Source organism: Variovorax glacialis, from assembly GCF_051216375.1.
GTDB lineage: Bacteria > Pseudomonadota > Gammaproteobacteria > Burkholderiales > Burkholderiaceae_C > Variovorax.
In genome coordinates, this window is sequence record NZ_JBPJZT010000009.1 from 1 (window position 1) to 14,449 (window position 14,449).

23 protein-coding genes are annotated in these 14,449 nt (G+C 63.4%); 20 read left to right on the forward strand and 3 right to left on the reverse strand.

What is annotated here, in order from left to right; translation table 11 throughout:
* From ACSFBL_RS22900 to ACSFBL_RS22970, 15 genes are all read left to right on the forward strand, one after another.
* Positions 1-107, forward strand: a 107-nt coding sequence (locus ACSFBL_RS22900) for an EF-Tu C-terminal domain-related protein (RefSeq protein WP_475539795.1), incomplete at its 5' end; no start/stop codon positions are given.
* A gap of 23 nt (positions 108-130) precedes the next feature.
* Entirely contained in the window at positions 131-445 is a 315-nt protein-coding gene (gene rpsJ / locus ACSFBL_RS22905; protein ID WP_028250951.1) for a 30S ribosomal protein S10, read from the forward strand.
* Between the two features lie 122 nt (positions 446-567).
* Positions 568-2,166 (forward strand): hypothetical protein, encoded by a 1,599-nt coding sequence (locus ACSFBL_RS22910; protein ID WP_435518128.1) that lies wholly within the window; start codon positions 568-570, stop codon positions 2,164-2,166.
* 47 nt (positions 2,167-2,213) lie between these two features.
* Positions 2,214-2,714: a hypothetical protein gene (locus ACSFBL_RS22915; RefSeq protein WP_435518129.1), complete on the forward strand. Its 501-nt coding sequence runs from the start codon at positions 2,214-2,216 to the stop codon at positions 2,712-2,714.
* A gap of 182 nt (positions 2,715-2,896) precedes the next feature.
* Positions 2,897-3,577, forward strand: coding sequence for a 50S ribosomal protein L3 (gene rplC / locus ACSFBL_RS22920; protein ID WP_435518330.1), 681 nt, complete (start codon positions 2,897-2,899; stop codon positions 3,575-3,577).
* Positions 3,577-4,197, forward strand: a complete 621-nt coding sequence (gene rplD / locus ACSFBL_RS22925; RefSeq protein ID WP_435518130.1) for a 50S ribosomal protein L4 — start codon at positions 3,577-3,579, stop codon at positions 4,195-4,197. The genes rplC and rplD overlap by 1 nt, the downstream gene beginning before the upstream one ends.
* Positions 4,194-4,529, forward strand: coding sequence for a 50S ribosomal protein L23 (rplW, locus tag ACSFBL_RS22930; RefSeq protein ID WP_435518131.1), 336 nt, complete (start codon positions 4,194-4,196; stop codon positions 4,527-4,529). Before rplD ends, rplW begins: the two co-directional genes overlap by 4 nt.
* 2 nt (positions 4,530-4,531) lie before the next feature.
* Positions 4,532-5,356, forward strand: a complete 825-nt coding sequence (gene rplB, locus ACSFBL_RS22935; RefSeq protein WP_435518132.1) for a 50S ribosomal protein L2 — start codon at positions 4,532-4,534, stop codon at positions 5,354-5,356.
* A gap of 10 nt (positions 5,357-5,366) precedes the next feature.
* A complete protein-coding gene (rpsS, locus tag ACSFBL_RS22940; protein WP_007838132.1) occupies positions 5,367-5,645 on the forward strand; it encodes a 30S ribosomal protein S19 in 279 nt (92 codons plus the stop codon).
* Positions 5,646-5,654: 9 nt separating this feature from the next.
* Positions 5,655-5,987 (forward strand): 50S ribosomal protein L22, encoded by a 333-nt coding sequence (gene rplV / locus ACSFBL_RS22945; RefSeq protein ID WP_019657678.1) that lies wholly within the window; start codon positions 5,655-5,657, stop codon positions 5,985-5,987.
* A 16-nt stretch (positions 5,988-6,003) separates the two neighbouring features.
* Positions 6,004-6,924 (forward strand): 30S ribosomal protein S3, encoded by a 921-nt coding sequence (rpsC, locus tag ACSFBL_RS22950; protein WP_435518133.1) that lies wholly within the window; start codon positions 6,004-6,006, stop codon positions 6,922-6,924.
* A 28-nt stretch (positions 6,925-6,952) separates the two neighbouring features.
* Positions 6,953-7,369 (forward strand): 50S ribosomal protein L16, encoded by a 417-nt coding sequence (gene rplP / locus ACSFBL_RS22955; RefSeq protein WP_028250943.1) that lies wholly within the window; start codon positions 6,953-6,955, stop codon positions 7,367-7,369.
* Positions 7,370-7,383: 14 nt separating this feature from the next.
* Positions 7,384-7,635 (forward strand): 50S ribosomal protein L29, encoded by a 252-nt coding sequence (rpmC, locus tag ACSFBL_RS22960; protein WP_435518134.1) that lies wholly within the window; start codon positions 7,384-7,386, stop codon positions 7,633-7,635.
* Positions 7,636-7,644: 9 nt separating this feature from the next.
* On the forward strand, positions 7,645-7,914 hold the full coding sequence (rpsQ, locus tag ACSFBL_RS22965) for a 30S ribosomal protein S17 (RefSeq protein WP_126837987.1): 270 nt from the start codon (positions 7,645-7,647) through the stop codon (positions 7,912-7,914).
* A 69-nt stretch (positions 7,915-7,983) separates the two neighbouring features.
* The gene (locus ACSFBL_RS22970; RefSeq protein ID WP_435518135.1) at positions 7,984-8,490 is read left to right on the forward strand and encodes a peroxiredoxin; all 507 of its coding nucleotides are present in this window, start codon (positions 7,984-7,986) and stop codon (positions 8,488-8,490) included.
* Between the two features lie 36 nt (positions 8,491-8,526).
* On the opposite strand, the gene ACSFBL_RS22975 is transcribed toward ACSFBL_RS22970, so the two are convergent.
* Both ACSFBL_RS22975 and ACSFBL_RS22980 read right to left on the reverse strand, forming a co-directional pair.
* Entirely contained in the window at positions 8,527-9,108 is a 582-nt protein-coding gene (locus ACSFBL_RS22975; protein ID WP_435518136.1) for a GNAT family N-acetyltransferase, read from the reverse strand.
* Positions 9,105-9,818 carry a cytochrome b/b6 domain-containing protein gene (locus tag ACSFBL_RS22980; RefSeq protein ID WP_435518331.1) on the reverse strand — a complete coding sequence of 238 codons (714 nt, stop codon included), beginning with the start codon at positions 9,816-9,818 and terminating at the stop codon, positions 9,105-9,107. Before ACSFBL_RS22980 ends, ACSFBL_RS22975 begins: the two co-directional genes overlap by 4 nt.
* Positions 9,819-9,966: 148 nt before the next feature.
* Between ACSFBL_RS22980 and ACSFBL_RS22985 the strand changes: the two genes are divergently transcribed.
* The gene (locus ACSFBL_RS22985) at positions 9,967-10,413 is read left to right on the forward strand and encodes a c-type cytochrome (protein ID WP_435518137.1); all 447 of its coding nucleotides are present in this window, start codon (positions 9,967-9,969) and stop codon (positions 10,411-10,413) included.
* A 125-nt stretch (positions 10,414-10,538) separates the two neighbouring features.
* Here ACSFBL_RS22985 and ACSFBL_RS22990 read toward each other — a convergent pair whose 3' ends face one another.
* Positions 10,539-11,039 carry a TlpA disulfide reductase family protein gene (locus ACSFBL_RS22990; RefSeq protein ID WP_435518138.1) on the reverse strand — a complete coding sequence of 167 codons (501 nt, stop codon included), beginning with the start codon at positions 11,037-11,039 and terminating at the stop codon, positions 10,539-10,541.
* Positions 11,040-11,138: 99 nt separating this feature from the next.
* Between ACSFBL_RS22990 and ACSFBL_RS22995 the strand changes: the two genes are divergently transcribed.
* The 4 genes from ACSFBL_RS22995 to ptsP all read left to right on the forward strand — a co-directional run bounded on the left by ACSFBL_RS22995 (position 11,139) and on the right by ptsP (position 14,421).
* Positions 11,139-11,672, forward strand: a complete 534-nt coding sequence (locus tag ACSFBL_RS22995; protein WP_435518139.1) for a hypothetical protein — start codon at positions 11,139-11,141, stop codon at positions 11,670-11,672.
* A gap of 111 nt (positions 11,673-11,783) precedes the next feature.
* Positions 11,784-12,239 carry a PTS sugar transporter subunit IIA gene (locus tag ACSFBL_RS23000; RefSeq protein ID WP_028250934.1) on the forward strand — a complete coding sequence of 152 codons (456 nt, stop codon included), beginning with the start codon at positions 11,784-11,786 and terminating at the stop codon, positions 12,237-12,239.
* Positions 12,208-12,477 (forward strand): HPr family phosphocarrier protein, encoded by a 270-nt coding sequence (locus tag ACSFBL_RS23005; RefSeq protein WP_435518140.1) that lies wholly within the window; start codon positions 12,208-12,210, stop codon positions 12,475-12,477. The genes ACSFBL_RS23000 and ACSFBL_RS23005 overlap by 32 nt, the downstream gene beginning before the upstream one ends.
* 144 nt (positions 12,478-12,621) lie before the next feature.
* The gene (ptsP, locus tag ACSFBL_RS23010; protein WP_435518141.1) at positions 12,622-14,421 is read left to right on the forward strand and encodes a phosphoenolpyruvate--protein phosphotransferase; all 1,800 of its coding nucleotides are present in this window, start codon (positions 12,622-12,624) and stop codon (positions 14,419-14,421) included.
* Positions 14,422-14,449: the final 28 nt, after the last annotated feature.

Below are 14,449 nucleotides of genomic sequence, written 5' to 3' on the forward strand. Positions count from 1 at the left end.
TGAAGCTGATCAACCCGATCGCGATGGAAGAAGGCCTGCGCTTCGCCATCCGCGAAGGCGGCCGTACCGTGGGCTCGGGCGTCGTGGCGAAGATCCTCGACATCTGATTGGATCGCACAAAGGAATCACCATGGCTACCAAGCAAAAAATCCGCATCCGTCTGAAGGCGTTCGACTACAAGCTGATCGACCAGTCGGCCGCTGAAATCGTGGACACCGCAAAGCGCACCGGCGCGATCGTCAAGGGCCCTGTGCCCCTGCCGACCCGCATGAAGCGTTTCGACATCCTGCGTTCGCCGCACGTCAACAAGACGAGCCGCGACCAGTTCGAGATCCGCACGCACCAGCGCCTGATGGACATCGTGGACCCGACCGACAAGACTGTGGACGCGCTGATGAAGCTCGACCTGCCGGCTGGCGTCGACGTCGAGATCAAGCTGCAATAAGCGCCTCGTTGACTGCCTGGCCCGCTTGCAGAAATGCACGCGGGCTTTGTTTTTTTGCCGCTAGCTGTGGCATCCTAGAATTGCGGCAATCACAGCCGCGACCGCTCAGAGAGGCTCGGAGCATGATTCGAACTTGGTTGTTGCGAGGAATGGCGTCAGTCGTTCTGGCATTGCTTGGCGCGTGCGGCGGAGGTGGCGGCGGTGGAGGCGGTGCGGCCCTGTTTGGCGGCGCTGTTACACCGAGCGCGACCACTGTCGCACTGAACGGTGTCGCCACCTACGACTCGATTCCCAACCCGGCAGGTGCGCTTATCTATTCGGCGAGCACGCCAAAACCGGTGCGGGGCGCCATTGTCGAGGTCGTCGACGGCAACTCAGCCATTTTGACCACAACCACAACGGATGCGAGCGGCGCGTACTCTGCGACCGTACCGGCCAATACCTCTGTCGTTGTGCGAGTCAAGGCGCAAATGGTGCAGAGCGGATCGGGCGCCACGTGGGATGTTACCGTTCGAGACAATACGCAGTCGAATGCCATCTACGCGATGGAAACCGCGTCTTTTTCCACCGGTGCGGCGGCAAGTACGCGTAATGTCCACGCCCCATCCGGCTGGGGCGGAACGAACTACACGTCGACCCGTGTGGCAGCGCCTTTTGCCGTGTTAGATGCCGTCTACGCTGCCCAGGCAAAAGTTCTGTCAGTTGCGCCTGCCACCGTCTTTCCGGCGTTGCGCCTCTTCTGGAGCGCCAACAACGTTCCTGCGACTGGCAACCCGGCGTTGGGGCAGATCGGTACGACATTTTTCAGCAATGACGACGGGACTTCAGCGATCTATGTGTTGGGAAAGGAAGACGTCGACACTGATGAGTACGACGCCTCGGTGATCGCTCACGAATGGGGTCATTACTACCAATCTGCGTTCAGCCGCGACGATTCGCCGGGTGGCAGCCATTCAATGGCCGACAGCCTGGATCGGCGCGTAGCATTCTCTGAAGGCTGGGGAAATGCGTGGTCTGGCATTGCACTTGCCCGGACGAATTACACGGACGCGGTGGGCGGAGGGCAGGCGCAAGGGTCCAATGTTGACCTGTCGGCGGGGGCTAGCCCCAATCCGGGGTGGTATCGCGAGGCGTCCATTCACTCCATCCTCTGGAAACTGAACAGCATTGTCGGCTTCAAGCCGATTCACGATACGCTGACCAGTTCGGCGTTCAAGAGCGGCATTGCGGTGACCTCCATCCATCCCTTCACCGCGGCGTTCGATGCGGTGGCGCCGACGAGTGCGTCCACCCTGGCAGGGCTGCTGTCCGCCCAGAACATCAGTGCTGCTGCCAACGATCCGTTCGGGACGTTGGAGACTAACGACGGCGGCATCTCGGGTACTGCGAGCACGCTCCCGATGTATCGCACGGCAACGGTGGGGGGCGGCGTTACATCGGCGTGCGTTTCAAACCAGGCGGGGCCGGTTAATAAGCTCGCAAGCTATGTCTACCTCAAATTTACGGCCCCAATGGCACGCAACTACACGATCACGGTGGTTGGTCCATCGGGTTCCGACCCCGACTTTGTCGTCTACAGCGGGCGACAGGTCGCAGAAGCCGATGCCTTTGGTACGACCGAGACAAGCGCGGTCAGCCTGCCGGCGGGCGAAAGCGTTCTGGTGATCAACGACTTCAACAACTCCACGGCAGCAACATGCTTCAACGTCACCATTCAATGAGGCGCACACTTCCAGGCGCCCGTATTCGAGTCGGGGCCGGAGTGGTCGTGCTGATGCTGGCGATCTCGGCGCACATTTCGGCGAGCGCCGATGGCGTCGGCAGCACTTCGCCGTCCAAGGGCGAGAACTCGCGGTCGCGGATGAAGACTGCTCCCATGAAAGCGAACGGCTCCGGTGTCTTTGTTCAGTTTCGCGTAGACACTGAGACGGCGCAGGTCGGCAAGGCCGTCGTGGTGTCGTTGACTCTCGACGGCATCACCGACCCGACTGGGGCCACGTTGAGGCTGGCGGTGGACGGCGGGTTATCACTCGGAGCGACCAACGCGACGAGGACTCTCCCGGCGGGAAGCGCCACCTCACTGACCGTGGAAGTCATGCCCGGCGCCGAAGGCGTTGGCTATCTTCACGTGTTCACGACGCAATACGGTGCTACCAGCGCCACGTCGATTCCGATACAAGTCGGGAAGGCTGCGACCGCACTGCCTCGCAGTGAGGAGGTCAAGCAAACCCCGAGCGGGGACAAGATCCGGCCCATGCCGGTGAAATAGCTGCCAGTTGAGAGCGTTCCCCTTGTGCGCTTGCATGCGCGCAAGTACGCGGGCTATAATCTACGGCTCTGCCCAAATTGCGCTCCCTGAGCGTGCTTGCGTGGATCTTTATCAACCTTCTCCCGTAAGCAAAACGCTGTCGCCAATTGAAGTGGCAGCGGCGGGAGTTTTGGAGAAAACCAATGAGTCTGAGCAACTCCCTCGGGTTGCTGGGCCGCAAGGTGGGGATGATGCGTCTCTTCACCGATGACGGGGACGCAGTTCCCGTCACGGTGGTGGATGTGTCGAACAACCGCGTGACCCAGGTCAAAACCCAAGAGAACGATGGCTACGTCGCACTGCAAGTGACGTTCGGTTCGCGCAAGGCATCGCGCGTGACCAAGCCCGAAGCCGGTCACCTCGCCAAGGCGGGCGTCGAAGCGGGCGAAATCATCCAGGAATTCCGCGTGACCGCCGATACAGCCGGCCAGCACCAGGCCGGTGGCGTCATCGCCGCCGCCAGCGTGTTCGCGGTTGGCCAGAAGGTCGACGTGCAGGGCACTTCGATCGGCAAGGGCTACGCTGGCACCATCAAGCGTCACAACATGAGCTCGCAGCGCGCGTCGCACGGTAACAGCCGCTCGCACAACGTGCCCGGCTCGATCGGCATGGCGCAAGACCCCGGTCGGGTGTTTCCTGGCAAGCGCATGACGGGCCATCTCGGCGACGTCACCGTGACGACTCAGAACCTCGATGTGATCCGTATCGACGAGGCTCGTCAATTGCTCCTGATTAAGGGCGCGATTCCCGGTTCGAAGGGTGGCTTTGTCACCGTGCGTCCGGCTGTCAAGGCCAAGCCGCAAGCCGCTGAAGGAGCGAAGTAATGGAACTCGAACTCCTGAACGAACAAGGCCAGGCCGCGTCGAAATTCGACGCCCCCGAGACCGTGTTCGGCCGTGACTACAACGAAGATCTGGTTCACCAGATCGTCGTCGCATTCCAGGCCAACGCGCGTCAGGGCACCCGTGCCCAGAAGGACCGTGAGCAGGTCAAGCATTCGACCAAGAAGCCTTTCAAGCAAAAGGGAACGGGCCGCGCCCGTGCCGGTATGACTTCCTCGCCGCTGTGGCGTGGGGGCGGCCGCATCTTCCCGAACATGCCCGACGAAAACTTCTCGCAGAAGATCAACAAGAAGATGTATCGCGCCGGCATGGCGTCCATCTTCTCGCAACTCGCGCGCGAGGGACGGCTGGCTGTCGTCGATTCGATCAAGGTCGACTCGCCCAAGACCAAGGCACTGGCCGCCAAGTTCAAGGCAATGAATCTCGAGTCCGTGCTCGTGATTGCCGAGGAAGTTGACGAGAACCTGTACCTGGCATCGCGCAACCTGGTCAACGTGCTCGTGGTCGAACCGCGTTACGCCGATCCGGTGTCGCTGGTGCACTACAAGAAGGTGCTGGTCACCAAGGGTGCTGTCGACAAGCTCAAGGAGATGTTTGCATGAGCCGCATGAACCCTACTCCTGCACAACGCCAGTTCGACGAAGGTCGCCTGATGAATGTGCTAGTCGCCCCGGTCGTGTCCGAAAAGGCCACGATGGTTGGCGAGAAGTCGAATGCCGTCACCTTCAAGGTGCTGCAGGATGCCACCAAGCCCGAGATCAAGGCGGCTGTTGAACTGATGTTCAAGGTCGAAGTGCAGGGCGTGTCGGTGCTCAACACCAAGGGCAAGACCAAGCGCTTCGGAAAGTCCGTTGGCCGCCGCGACAATGTTCGCAAGGCCTATGTGACGCTCAAGGCTGGTCAAGAGCTCAACCTCGTCGGGGAAAGCGCTTAATCATGGCCGTCATCAAGATGAAACCCACTTCGCCGGGCCAACGTGGCGCGGTGAAGATCTCGCGGGACCACCTCTACAAGGGCGCCCCGCACGCGGCCCTGCTGGAACCCCAATTCCAGAAGGCCGGCCGTAACAACAACGGTCACATCACGACGCGTCACAAGGGTGGTGGACACAAGCACCATTACCGCGTGGTCGACTTCGTGCGCAACAAGGACGGCATTCCGGCCAAGGTCGAACGGATCGAGTACGACCCGAACCGCACCGCCCACATCGCCCTGGTTTGCTACGCCGATGGCGAGCGCCGGTACGTCATCGCCCCACGCGGTCTGGAAGCCGGTGCGACGTTGCTGAGTGGTTCGGAGGCTCCGATCCGCGCTGGCAACACGCTGCCGATTCGCAACATTCCCGTTGGTTCGACGATCCACTGCATCGAGTTGCAGCCCGGCAAGGGTGCGCAGATTGCCCGCTCGGCCGGCACCTCGGCCACGCTGCTGGCCCGCGAAGGCGTCTACGCCCAGGTGCGGATGCGTTCGGGCGAAGTGCGCCGCGTCCACGTCGAATGCCGCGCCACCATCGGTGAGGTCGCCAACGAAGAACACAGCCTGCGCCAACTCGGCAAGGCCGGTGTGAAGCGCTGGATGGGTATCCGCCCGACCGTTCGCGGTGTGGTGATGAACCCGGTCGACCACCCGCACGGTGGTGGCGAAGGCAAGACCGGCGAAGGCCGCCATCCTGTCGACCCGTGGGGCAACCTGACCAAGGGTTATCGCACCCGTAACAACAAGCGCACGCAGGTCTTCATCGTGTCGCGTCGCAAGAAGTAAGGGTTAGCAAATGACTCGCTCTCTCAAAAAGGGTCCGTTCGTCGACCACCACCTCGTGGCCAAGGCCGACAAGGCCGTGACGACCAAGGACAAGAAGCCGATCAAGACCTGGTCGCGTCGCTCGATGGTCCTGCCCGAATTCATCGGCCTGACCATTGCCGTGCACAACGGCAAGCAGCACGTGCCTGTGTACATCACCGATCAGATGGTCGGCCACAAGCTCGGTGAATTTGCGCTCACGCGCACGTTCAAGGGGCACCCCGCGGACAAGAAAGTCCAGAAGAAGTAAGGAACGACCATGTCTGAAACACGTGCAGTCCTCCGCGGCGTCCGCCTTTCGGTCGACAAGGGCCGTCTGGTCGCCGATCTGATCCGCGGCAAGAAGGTCGATCAAGCGCTCAATATCCTGCAATTCACGCAGAAGAAGGCCGCTGTGATCGTGAAGAAGGTGCTCGAGTCGGCCATCGCCAACGCGGAGCACAACGACGGTGCCGATATCGACGAATTGAAGGTCAAGACCATCTACGTCGAGCAGGGCGCTACGCTCAAGCGCTTTACCGCGCGCGCCAAGGGTCGCGGCAATCGCATCAGCAAGCCCACGTGCCATGTGTACGTGACGGTTGGCAACTAACAGGCCTGGAAGAAATATGGGACAGAAAATCCACCCAACCGGCTTCCGCCTTGCGGTCAGCCGTAACTGGTCCAGCCGCTGGTACGCAAGCAACCGCGACTTCGCGGGCATGCTGGCCGAAGACATCAAGGTGCGCGAGTACCTGAAGAAGAAGCTCAAGAACGCATCCGTCTCGCGCGTGCTGATCGAGCGTCCCGCCAAGAACGCACGCATCACGATCTACTCGGCACGTCCGGGCGTCGTGATTGGCAAGAAGGGCGAGGACATCGAAAACCTCAAGCGCGAGTTGGGCAAGCAACTCGGCGTGCCGGTCGCGGTCAACATCGAAGAAGTGCGCAAGCCCGAAATCGATGCCCAGTTGATCGCCGACAGCATTACGCAGCAGCTCGAGAAGCGGATCATGTTCCGCCGCGCCATGAAGCGTGCGATGCAGAACGCCATGCGTCTGGGTGCCCAAGGCATCAAGATCATGTCGGCCGGTCGCCTGAACGGCATCGAAATCGCCCGTACCGAGTGGTACCGCGAAGGTCGCGTGCCGCTTCACACCCTGCGCGCCGACATCGACTACGGCACCTCGGAAGCCAAGACCACCTACGGCGTCATCGGCGTCAAGGTCTGGGTTTACAAGGGCGACACGCTGGGCCGCAATGACCTGCCGGCCGTCGAAACGCCGCGTCCTGACGAAGAGCGTCGCCCCCGCGGCCCGCGTCGTGACGGCCGTCCTGGTGGCGACCGTCCCGGCTCTGACCGTCGTGGCCCGCGCGCCGGTGCCCGCGGTCCGATCGGCGGCAACGTCGCTCCGGCCGATGGCAGCGACAAGCCTGCAGAAGCCACCGGCGCCGCTCCCGCGGCCCCAGGTGCAGACTCGAAACCCGCCGTTAAGCGCGTCCGCAAAGCCGCGCCAGCTGCAGCAGCTGACGGTGCCAAGACCGAGTGATCGGTCTTAGAACTACGGAGTAAGAAAAATGCTGCAACCTGCACGCAGAAAGTTCCGCAAGGAACAAAAGGGCCGCAACACCGGCATCGCGACCCGCGGCAACGCGGTGTCGTTCGGTGACTTCGGCCTGAAGTCGATCGACCGTGGCCGCCTCACGGCCCGTCAGATCGAAGCCGCACGTCGCGCGATCTCGCGTCACGTCAAGCGCGGTGGCCGCATCTGGATTCGCGTGTTCCCCGACAAGCCGATCTCCCACAAGCCCGCAGAAGTGCGGATGGGTAACGGCAAGGGCAACCCCGAGTACTACGTCGCCGAAATCCAGCCTGGCAAGGTGATCTACGAGATCGTCGGCGTTCCCGAAGAACTGGCTCGCGAGGCCTTCCGTCTGGCCGCTGCCAAGCTGCCGCTGCGTACGACCTTCGTCGCGCGCCAGCTCGGCGCCTGATCGAGGAGAACACCATGGCAACACGTAAGAAAAAGGAAGTCGCGGCCCCGGCCAAGACTTCGAAGGCTGCCGAGCTGCGCAACAAGGACGTTGCCGGCCTGCAAGCTGAAATCAAGGATCTGCAGAAGGCCCATTTCGGTCTGCGCATGCAGAAAGCGACGCAACAGTTGTCGAACACCTCGACGCTGCGCGTGACACGCCGCGACATCGCGCGCGCCAAGACCATTCTTGCTCAGAAGCAGCAAGAAGCCCAAGCCGCCAAGTAAGGAGTGAACATGACGGAAGCTAAAAAATCCCTCAAGCGCACCTTGATCGGTAAGGTGGTCAGCGATAAGCGCGAGAAGACCGTGACCGTGCTGGTCGAGCGTCGTGTGAAGCACGAGCTCTACGGCAAGATCGTGGCAAAGACCAGCAAGTACCACGCCCATGACGAAAAGGGTGAGTACAAGCTGGGCGATACCATCGAAATCACCGAAAGCCGGCCGATCTCGAAGTCGAAGAACTGGGTCGTGACCCGGTTGGTCGAGAAGGCCGTCCTGGTCTGATCGCAGGCTCACGCAGCCCATTCAAAAACGGCCCACAATGTGGGCCGTTTTTCTTTTTTGGAGCATTAGATGATCAAAGTTGGCGACACCCTTCCCCAAGCGACCCTGCAGGAGTACTCCGAAGTCGAAGGCGAGGGTTGCAGCATTGGCCCGAACCCGGTGGACGTCTCCAAGGCCGCAGCCGGAAAGACCATCGCCTTGTTTGCATTGCCCGGTGCTTTCACTCCCACCTGCTCGGCGAAGCACGTCCCGGGCTATGTCCAGCACTTCGAAGACTTCAAGGCCGCCGGCGTCGACGAAATCTGGTGCGTGAGCGTCAACGATGCGTTCGTCATGGGCGCCTGGGCCCGCGATCAGAACACCGGTTCCAAGGTGCGCATGCTGGCTGACGGCAGCGCTGCGTTCGCGAACGCCACGGGCCTCACGCTGGACCTGACCTCGCGTGGCATGGGTGTCCGCAGCAATCGTTATTCGATGTTGGTCAAGGATGGCAAGGTCGCGACGCTCAATGTCGAAGCGCCCGGCAAGTTCGAAGTCAGCGACGCCGATACCTTGCTCGCCCAGGCGAAGGGTTGAGCAGCCGCGTTTTCGCGAAAAGCACCCGGTACCAGCTCAAAGGTCCACTTTGAGGTAGTGCGACCCTGCAATCGGATTGTGATAGTAGGGTGGCACCTCGACGAACCCCAGGTCTTCGTACAGCGCCCGCGCCGACTCCATGTCGTCGAGCGTGTCGAGCAGGACGCAGGTGTAGCCAGCACCGCGCGCCGCGTCGAGGGCCGCTTCGGCCAGTTGGCGGCCGAGCCCCACGCCGCGAAAGGCCGGACGCACGTAGAGGCGCTTCATCTCCGCGGCGTTCGGATAGTCCGCCGTATCCAGCGGCCGAAGCGCACAGCAACCGGCCACGTGTGCCGAACCACCCTGTGCCCTGCGCATCGGTGGCGTATCGATCGGGACGGCGGTGTCGCTCGTGTTGACCAACGCCAGCAGCAACATGCCCCTCGGTTCCGAATATTCGCCCGGAAGCTTGGCGAGCTCTTCATCGAAATTCTGGAACCCAAGATCCACGCCGAGCGAGGCCGCATAGTCCCGGAAGATCGCGCGCGTGGCCTCGATCTCGTGCGGTTCATCGGGCGTCATGAGCACGATTTCCGGCGTGTCTGCCAAGGGCAGCGGACGTGAGACAGAGTAGGTCATACGCGCAATGAAGCGATCCAGGTCGCGAATCCCGCACAAGCCGCGAACACGGCGAAGGCCAGCAAGCGCGACGTGACATCGTCGCGGCTCGGTGCCGCGGTTCCATCCGCGACCAACTTGTCGCCGGTGATCATCGGGAGCACCAGGCGGCGCCGCTGGACCAGCACGTAGAACAGCACCGCCAGCACATGCAGGCTCATAAGGGTGATGAGGATCCATTTGCCCGCCGTCGTGTGCCAAGCCGAGGCCGCGCTGACGACAGATCCCGGAACGAAGCGGGTCAGCGGGCCCGATGCCGAGATCTCGTCGTCCGCCACCAAGCCAGTCGAGACCTGGACGATCAGGAAACCAAGCAAGGCGAACACCGACAGCGCGCCAAGCGGGGAGTGTCCGATCAGGTGATCAGGATGGCCCCTGCCCCGAAGGTAGGCAACCAGCGAGTCCGGCGCGTAGGTGAACGCCGAGAAACGGGACCAGCGCCCGCCGACGAAGCCCCAGACCGTGCGAAACAGCAGCAGAGACAGGACGAGGTAACCCAGCCGGAAGTGCCATTCCATCACCCCGCCAAGACCGGTGGCGATCAGCCCGATCACAGCCGCTGCGAGCGTCCAGTGAAAGAGTCGCGTCGGCAGGTCCCAGATCCGCGTGCGGGCCGCCCTGGCGCCGTCCAGCCCGCGATGGCGGGAGGTAGGCTCGAAGGAGGCGGGCATCGGTGGCTGGCGCATGGCGGCTGGATGCGCAGATTAGCAAACTTCCGGCCAGGCGCGTCCTCCGGGTTGTCTCTAGTCGTGAACGACGGCAAAACCCTAAACTGTTCTGCGCGCCGTACGCGCGACGCGCCCACAAGAAGGAGACACGATGAAACGGGTGATCCTGATCAGCCTGGCTGCCGCCTGCGCAGCCCTGGCCGCGCCGGCGGTTGCGCAGTTCGCAAAGACCGAAGACGCCATCAAGTACCGGCAAAGCGCGATGTTCATTCAGGGCCAGCATGTGGGGCGCCTCGGCGCCATGGCCGCCGGACGCGTGCCCTACGACGCGACGCTCGCGGTCGCCAACGCCGAGGTGGTGGCGCAGATCTCGAGGCTGCCCTGGGCGGGTTTCGGCCCTGGAACGGAGGGAGGCAAGGCCAAGCCGGAGATCTGGAAGGAACAGGCCAAGTTCAAGGAACTGAGCGAGCGGTTGATGTCGGACACCGACAAGCTCCTGGTCGCAGCCAAGGCCGGCAATCTCGACGCGCTCAAGACCGCCATGGGCGCGGTTGGCGAGACCTGCAAGACGTGTCACGACACTTTCAGGAGTAAGTAGCTCGCCCCCAGGCTGCGCGCACTTCGTGTCGCTTCGCCTTCCCCCTACCGGGGGCAACGCCCGCGGACCGGCAGAGCCGGATCCACGGCGTTTCTGGGAGGGGACAGCCGCGTTGGGCGCGGGCTTTACGCCTCCGCCAGCAGCTTTTCGATCAGCTTGTGCAGTTCGGCGAAGTCGGGCTCGCCGACGTAGCGCTTGACGATTTCGCCGCGCTTGTTGACGACGTAGGTGGTCGGGGTGAGCTTGACATCGCCCCAGGCCTGGGCGACGGCGCCGGTGTTGTCGATCGCCACCTTGAATGGGAGCTTGCGCGTTTCCACGAAATTGACGACGTAGCTCGGTGGGTCGTAGCTCATGGCGACGGCCAGCGTGTCGTAACCCTGGGACTTGTACTTGTCGTACGTGGCGATCACCTTGGGCATCTCGCCGACGCACGTGACACAACTGGTGGCCCAGAAATTGACCAGCGTCACCTTGCCCTTGAGGTCGTCGGTGGTCCTCTTGCTGCCATCCAGGAGCACGAAGGTCGACGCGGGGGCGGCGGACACTCCCGTGTTCAGGTAGACGCCAGCGCCGGCGACGACCAGGGCGAGCGCAACGGAGGCGGCGAAGATGACTTTTTTCATAGCAGATGGGGCGAGCCCGCGAATTTTAGTTCCCATCGCCTGACCGCGTACGGACCGGTGCACTGACGGGCCGGAGCGGCGTTCGATAATCGATCTCCCATGCCCCTCCGTCCGAACCTGCGCCTCGCCGCCGTTTCCGTGGCTGCCGTCGCCACCCTCGCATGCAGCCCCACCTTCAACTGGCGCGAAGTCCCGGTCGGCAACGGCGGCGTGGTGGCGCTGCTGCCTTGCAAGCCCGATCGCGCCACACGTGAACTGCCGCTCGGCACCGAATCGGTGCTCGTGGACATGGCGGGCTGCAAGACCGGGGGCGCCACCTTCGCGGTGGCGCACGCCTCGGCAGCCAATCTGGCGCAGGCCGAAACCTGGATCCGGGCCTGGCGCGCGGCGACGCTTCAGCAGTTAGCGGGCGCACCGGTCGGCGAAATCCCGGCGATCCTGCCCCGGGCGGCGGCCGCGCCGGCACCGGTGCGGCTGGATGCGCAGGGCGTGGAAGGCCACGAGGCGGCGCATGTCCTGTGGTTTGCGCAGCAACGCCGCGACGGGGTGGCTGTCTACCAGGCGACGGTGGCCGGTTCGCCGTCGTCCTCCGACGCAGTTCAGACGTTCTTCGAGGGATTGCGCATACCTTGATCACGGACAACGTTGCCGCGCGCACGGTCCGTTTGTGGGATGCTGTGTGTTGTCTTATTTCTACATCCGGCAAACGCCCCCGCATAATTGGCGGGACATTCACCGATCTGCATGAACAGCATCTTCATCATCGCCCATTCACCGCTCGCCCAGGCGCTGCGGCAATGCGCGCTGCATGTCTTTCCGGACAGCGAGCCGTCGATCGTCGCGCTCGACGTCCTGCCCAACGTGTCGCCGGAGGAAACCCTTGCAGCGGCACGCATCACGCTGGCCCAACTCCAGCGCGCGCCGCGCTCCCAGGTGCTGGTCCTGGCCGACGTGTTCGGCGCCACGCCTTGCAACGTGGCGCAGAAGCTGGTCGACGGCATCCGCTCCCGGCTCGTCGCCGGTGTCAACCTGCCCATGTTGCTGCGCGCCGTGAGTTATCGCAACGAACCGCTCGATACTCTGGTGCAACGCGCCGTAACCGGCGGAACCGCAGGGGTGATGCAGGTGGCGGTGGCGGCACCTCAGAATCAGGCAAGAAGAAAGCACAGTGACCAAGACATCCGTGACCATCAGCAATAAGCTGGGCCTGCATGCGCGGGCCTCGGCCAAACTCACCAAGCTTGCGGGGAGCTTTCCCTGCGAGGTATGGCTTGCGCGCGGTGACCGTCGCGTGAATGCCAAGAGCATCATGGGCGTGATGATGCTGGCAGCGGGCCTTGGCGTCACGGTGGAGATCGAAACCAACGGCGAACGCGAGCAGGAAGCCCTGGACGCGATCGTCGCGCTCATGAACGACAAGTTCGGTGAAGGCGAATAAGTGGCCTACCCCCAGCCTTTTTCACTTCGTGTAAACGCCTACCCCCTTCCAGGGGGCAATGCCTGTCGACCGGCGGAGCCGGTTCGACGGCATTTCACGAACGGCGCTTGCGCCTTGCGCTCGCTTTTTTCGTAGAGGGCCGGGATGACATTTGCGATCCACGGACTGCCTGTTGCCCGTGGCATTGCCATCGGGCGTGCGGTGCTGGTCGTGTCGAGCCGCATCGACGTGGCCCACTACTTCATCAAGCCGGACGAGGTCGAGACCGAGATCGATCGCGTGCGCAAGGCGCGCGATGCGGTGGCCGAGGAGTTGCAGAAGCTCCAGACCAGCGTCGCCCTGATGGGGCCCAACGACGCACCCCACGAACTCGCGGCGCTGCTCGAAGTGCACCAGATGCTGTTGCAGGACGAGGTGCTCACAGGCGGCGTCAAGCACTGGATCGTCGAGCGTCTCTACAACGCCGAATGGGCCCTGACCACGCAGCTCGAAGTGGTGGCACGGCAGTTCGACGAAATGGAGGACGAATACCTGCGGGAGCGCAAGGCCGACCTCGAGCAGGTGGTCGAGCGCCTGCTGCATCGCATGAAGGGGACCGCGGCGGTGCTGGCGCCGACTCCCCCTCGACGCAAACGTGCCGCCGAAAGCGACGACGACCAGGCCGATCCCACCGCGAACGACGCTTTCGACGCGCCGCTGGTGCTCATCGCCCACGACCTCTCGCCCGCCGACATGCTGCAGTTCAAGAAAAGCGTGTTCGCCGGCTTCGTGACCGACGTCGGGGGGCGCACCTCGCACACCGCGATCGTGGCGCGCAGCATGGACATTCCGGCGGTGGTCGGTGCACGCAGCGCCAGCCAACTGGTGCGGCAGGACGACTGGGTGATCATCGACGGCGATTCCGGCGTGATGATCGTCGACCCCTCGCCGATCATCCTGGCCGAGTACGGCTTCAAGCAGCGGCAGGGCGACCTCGAGCGCGGGCGGCTGTCGAGGCTGCGCCACAAGCCGGCCGTCACGCTCGACGGCCAGCGCGTCGACCTGCTCGCCAACATCGAGATGCCGGAGGACTCGGTCGGTGCCGTGAAGGCCGGTGCGGTCGGCGTGGGCCTCTTCCGCAGCGAGTTCCTCTTCATGGGCCGCGAGGCCCAGCGCATGACGCGTCTGCCCGACGAGGAAGAGCAATACCAGGCCTACCGTCGCGCGGTCGAAGGCATGCAGGGGATGCCCGTCACGATCCGCACCATCGACGTCGGCGCCGACAAGCCGCTCGACGGCAAGTCGGCCCGCGAGGATTCGCACCTAAACCCGGCACTCGGCCTGCGCGCGATCCGCTGGAGCCTTGCCGACCCGGCGATGTTCCTCACGCAGTTGCGCGCCATCCTGCGGGCGGCCGCGCACGGCGAGATCCACCTGCTGATTCCCATGCTCGCGCATGTGAGCGAGATCCGCCAGACGCTCTCGCTGATCGACTTCGCTCGCGCGGAACTCGACAACCGCGGCATCGTGTATGGCAACGTGAAGCTCGGCGCCATGATCGAGATCCCCGCGGCGGCCCTCACGCTGAAGACCTTCCTCAAGTACTTCGACTTCCTGTCGATCGGCACCAACGACTTGATCCAGTACACGCTCGCCATCGATCGCGCCGACGAGTCCGTGGCCCACCTCTACGACCCGGCGCATCCGGCCGTGCTGCGACTGGTCGCCGACACGATCGCCGAGTGCCGCCGGCAAGGCAAGGGCGTGAGCGTGTGCGGCGAAATGGCAGGCGATGTCGTCTTCACGCGGCTGCTCCTCGGCTTGGGCCTGCGCAGCTTCTCGATGCATCCCTCGCAGATCCTCGCGGTCAAGCAGGAGGTGCTGCGGGCCGACACCACCAAGCTGGAGGCCTGGGCGCAGGGCGTGCTGGAGTCCGAGGACCCCGCCGCAGCGCTTGTCCGCTAGTGCGCGGCACCGGCGCTGCGATGCAATA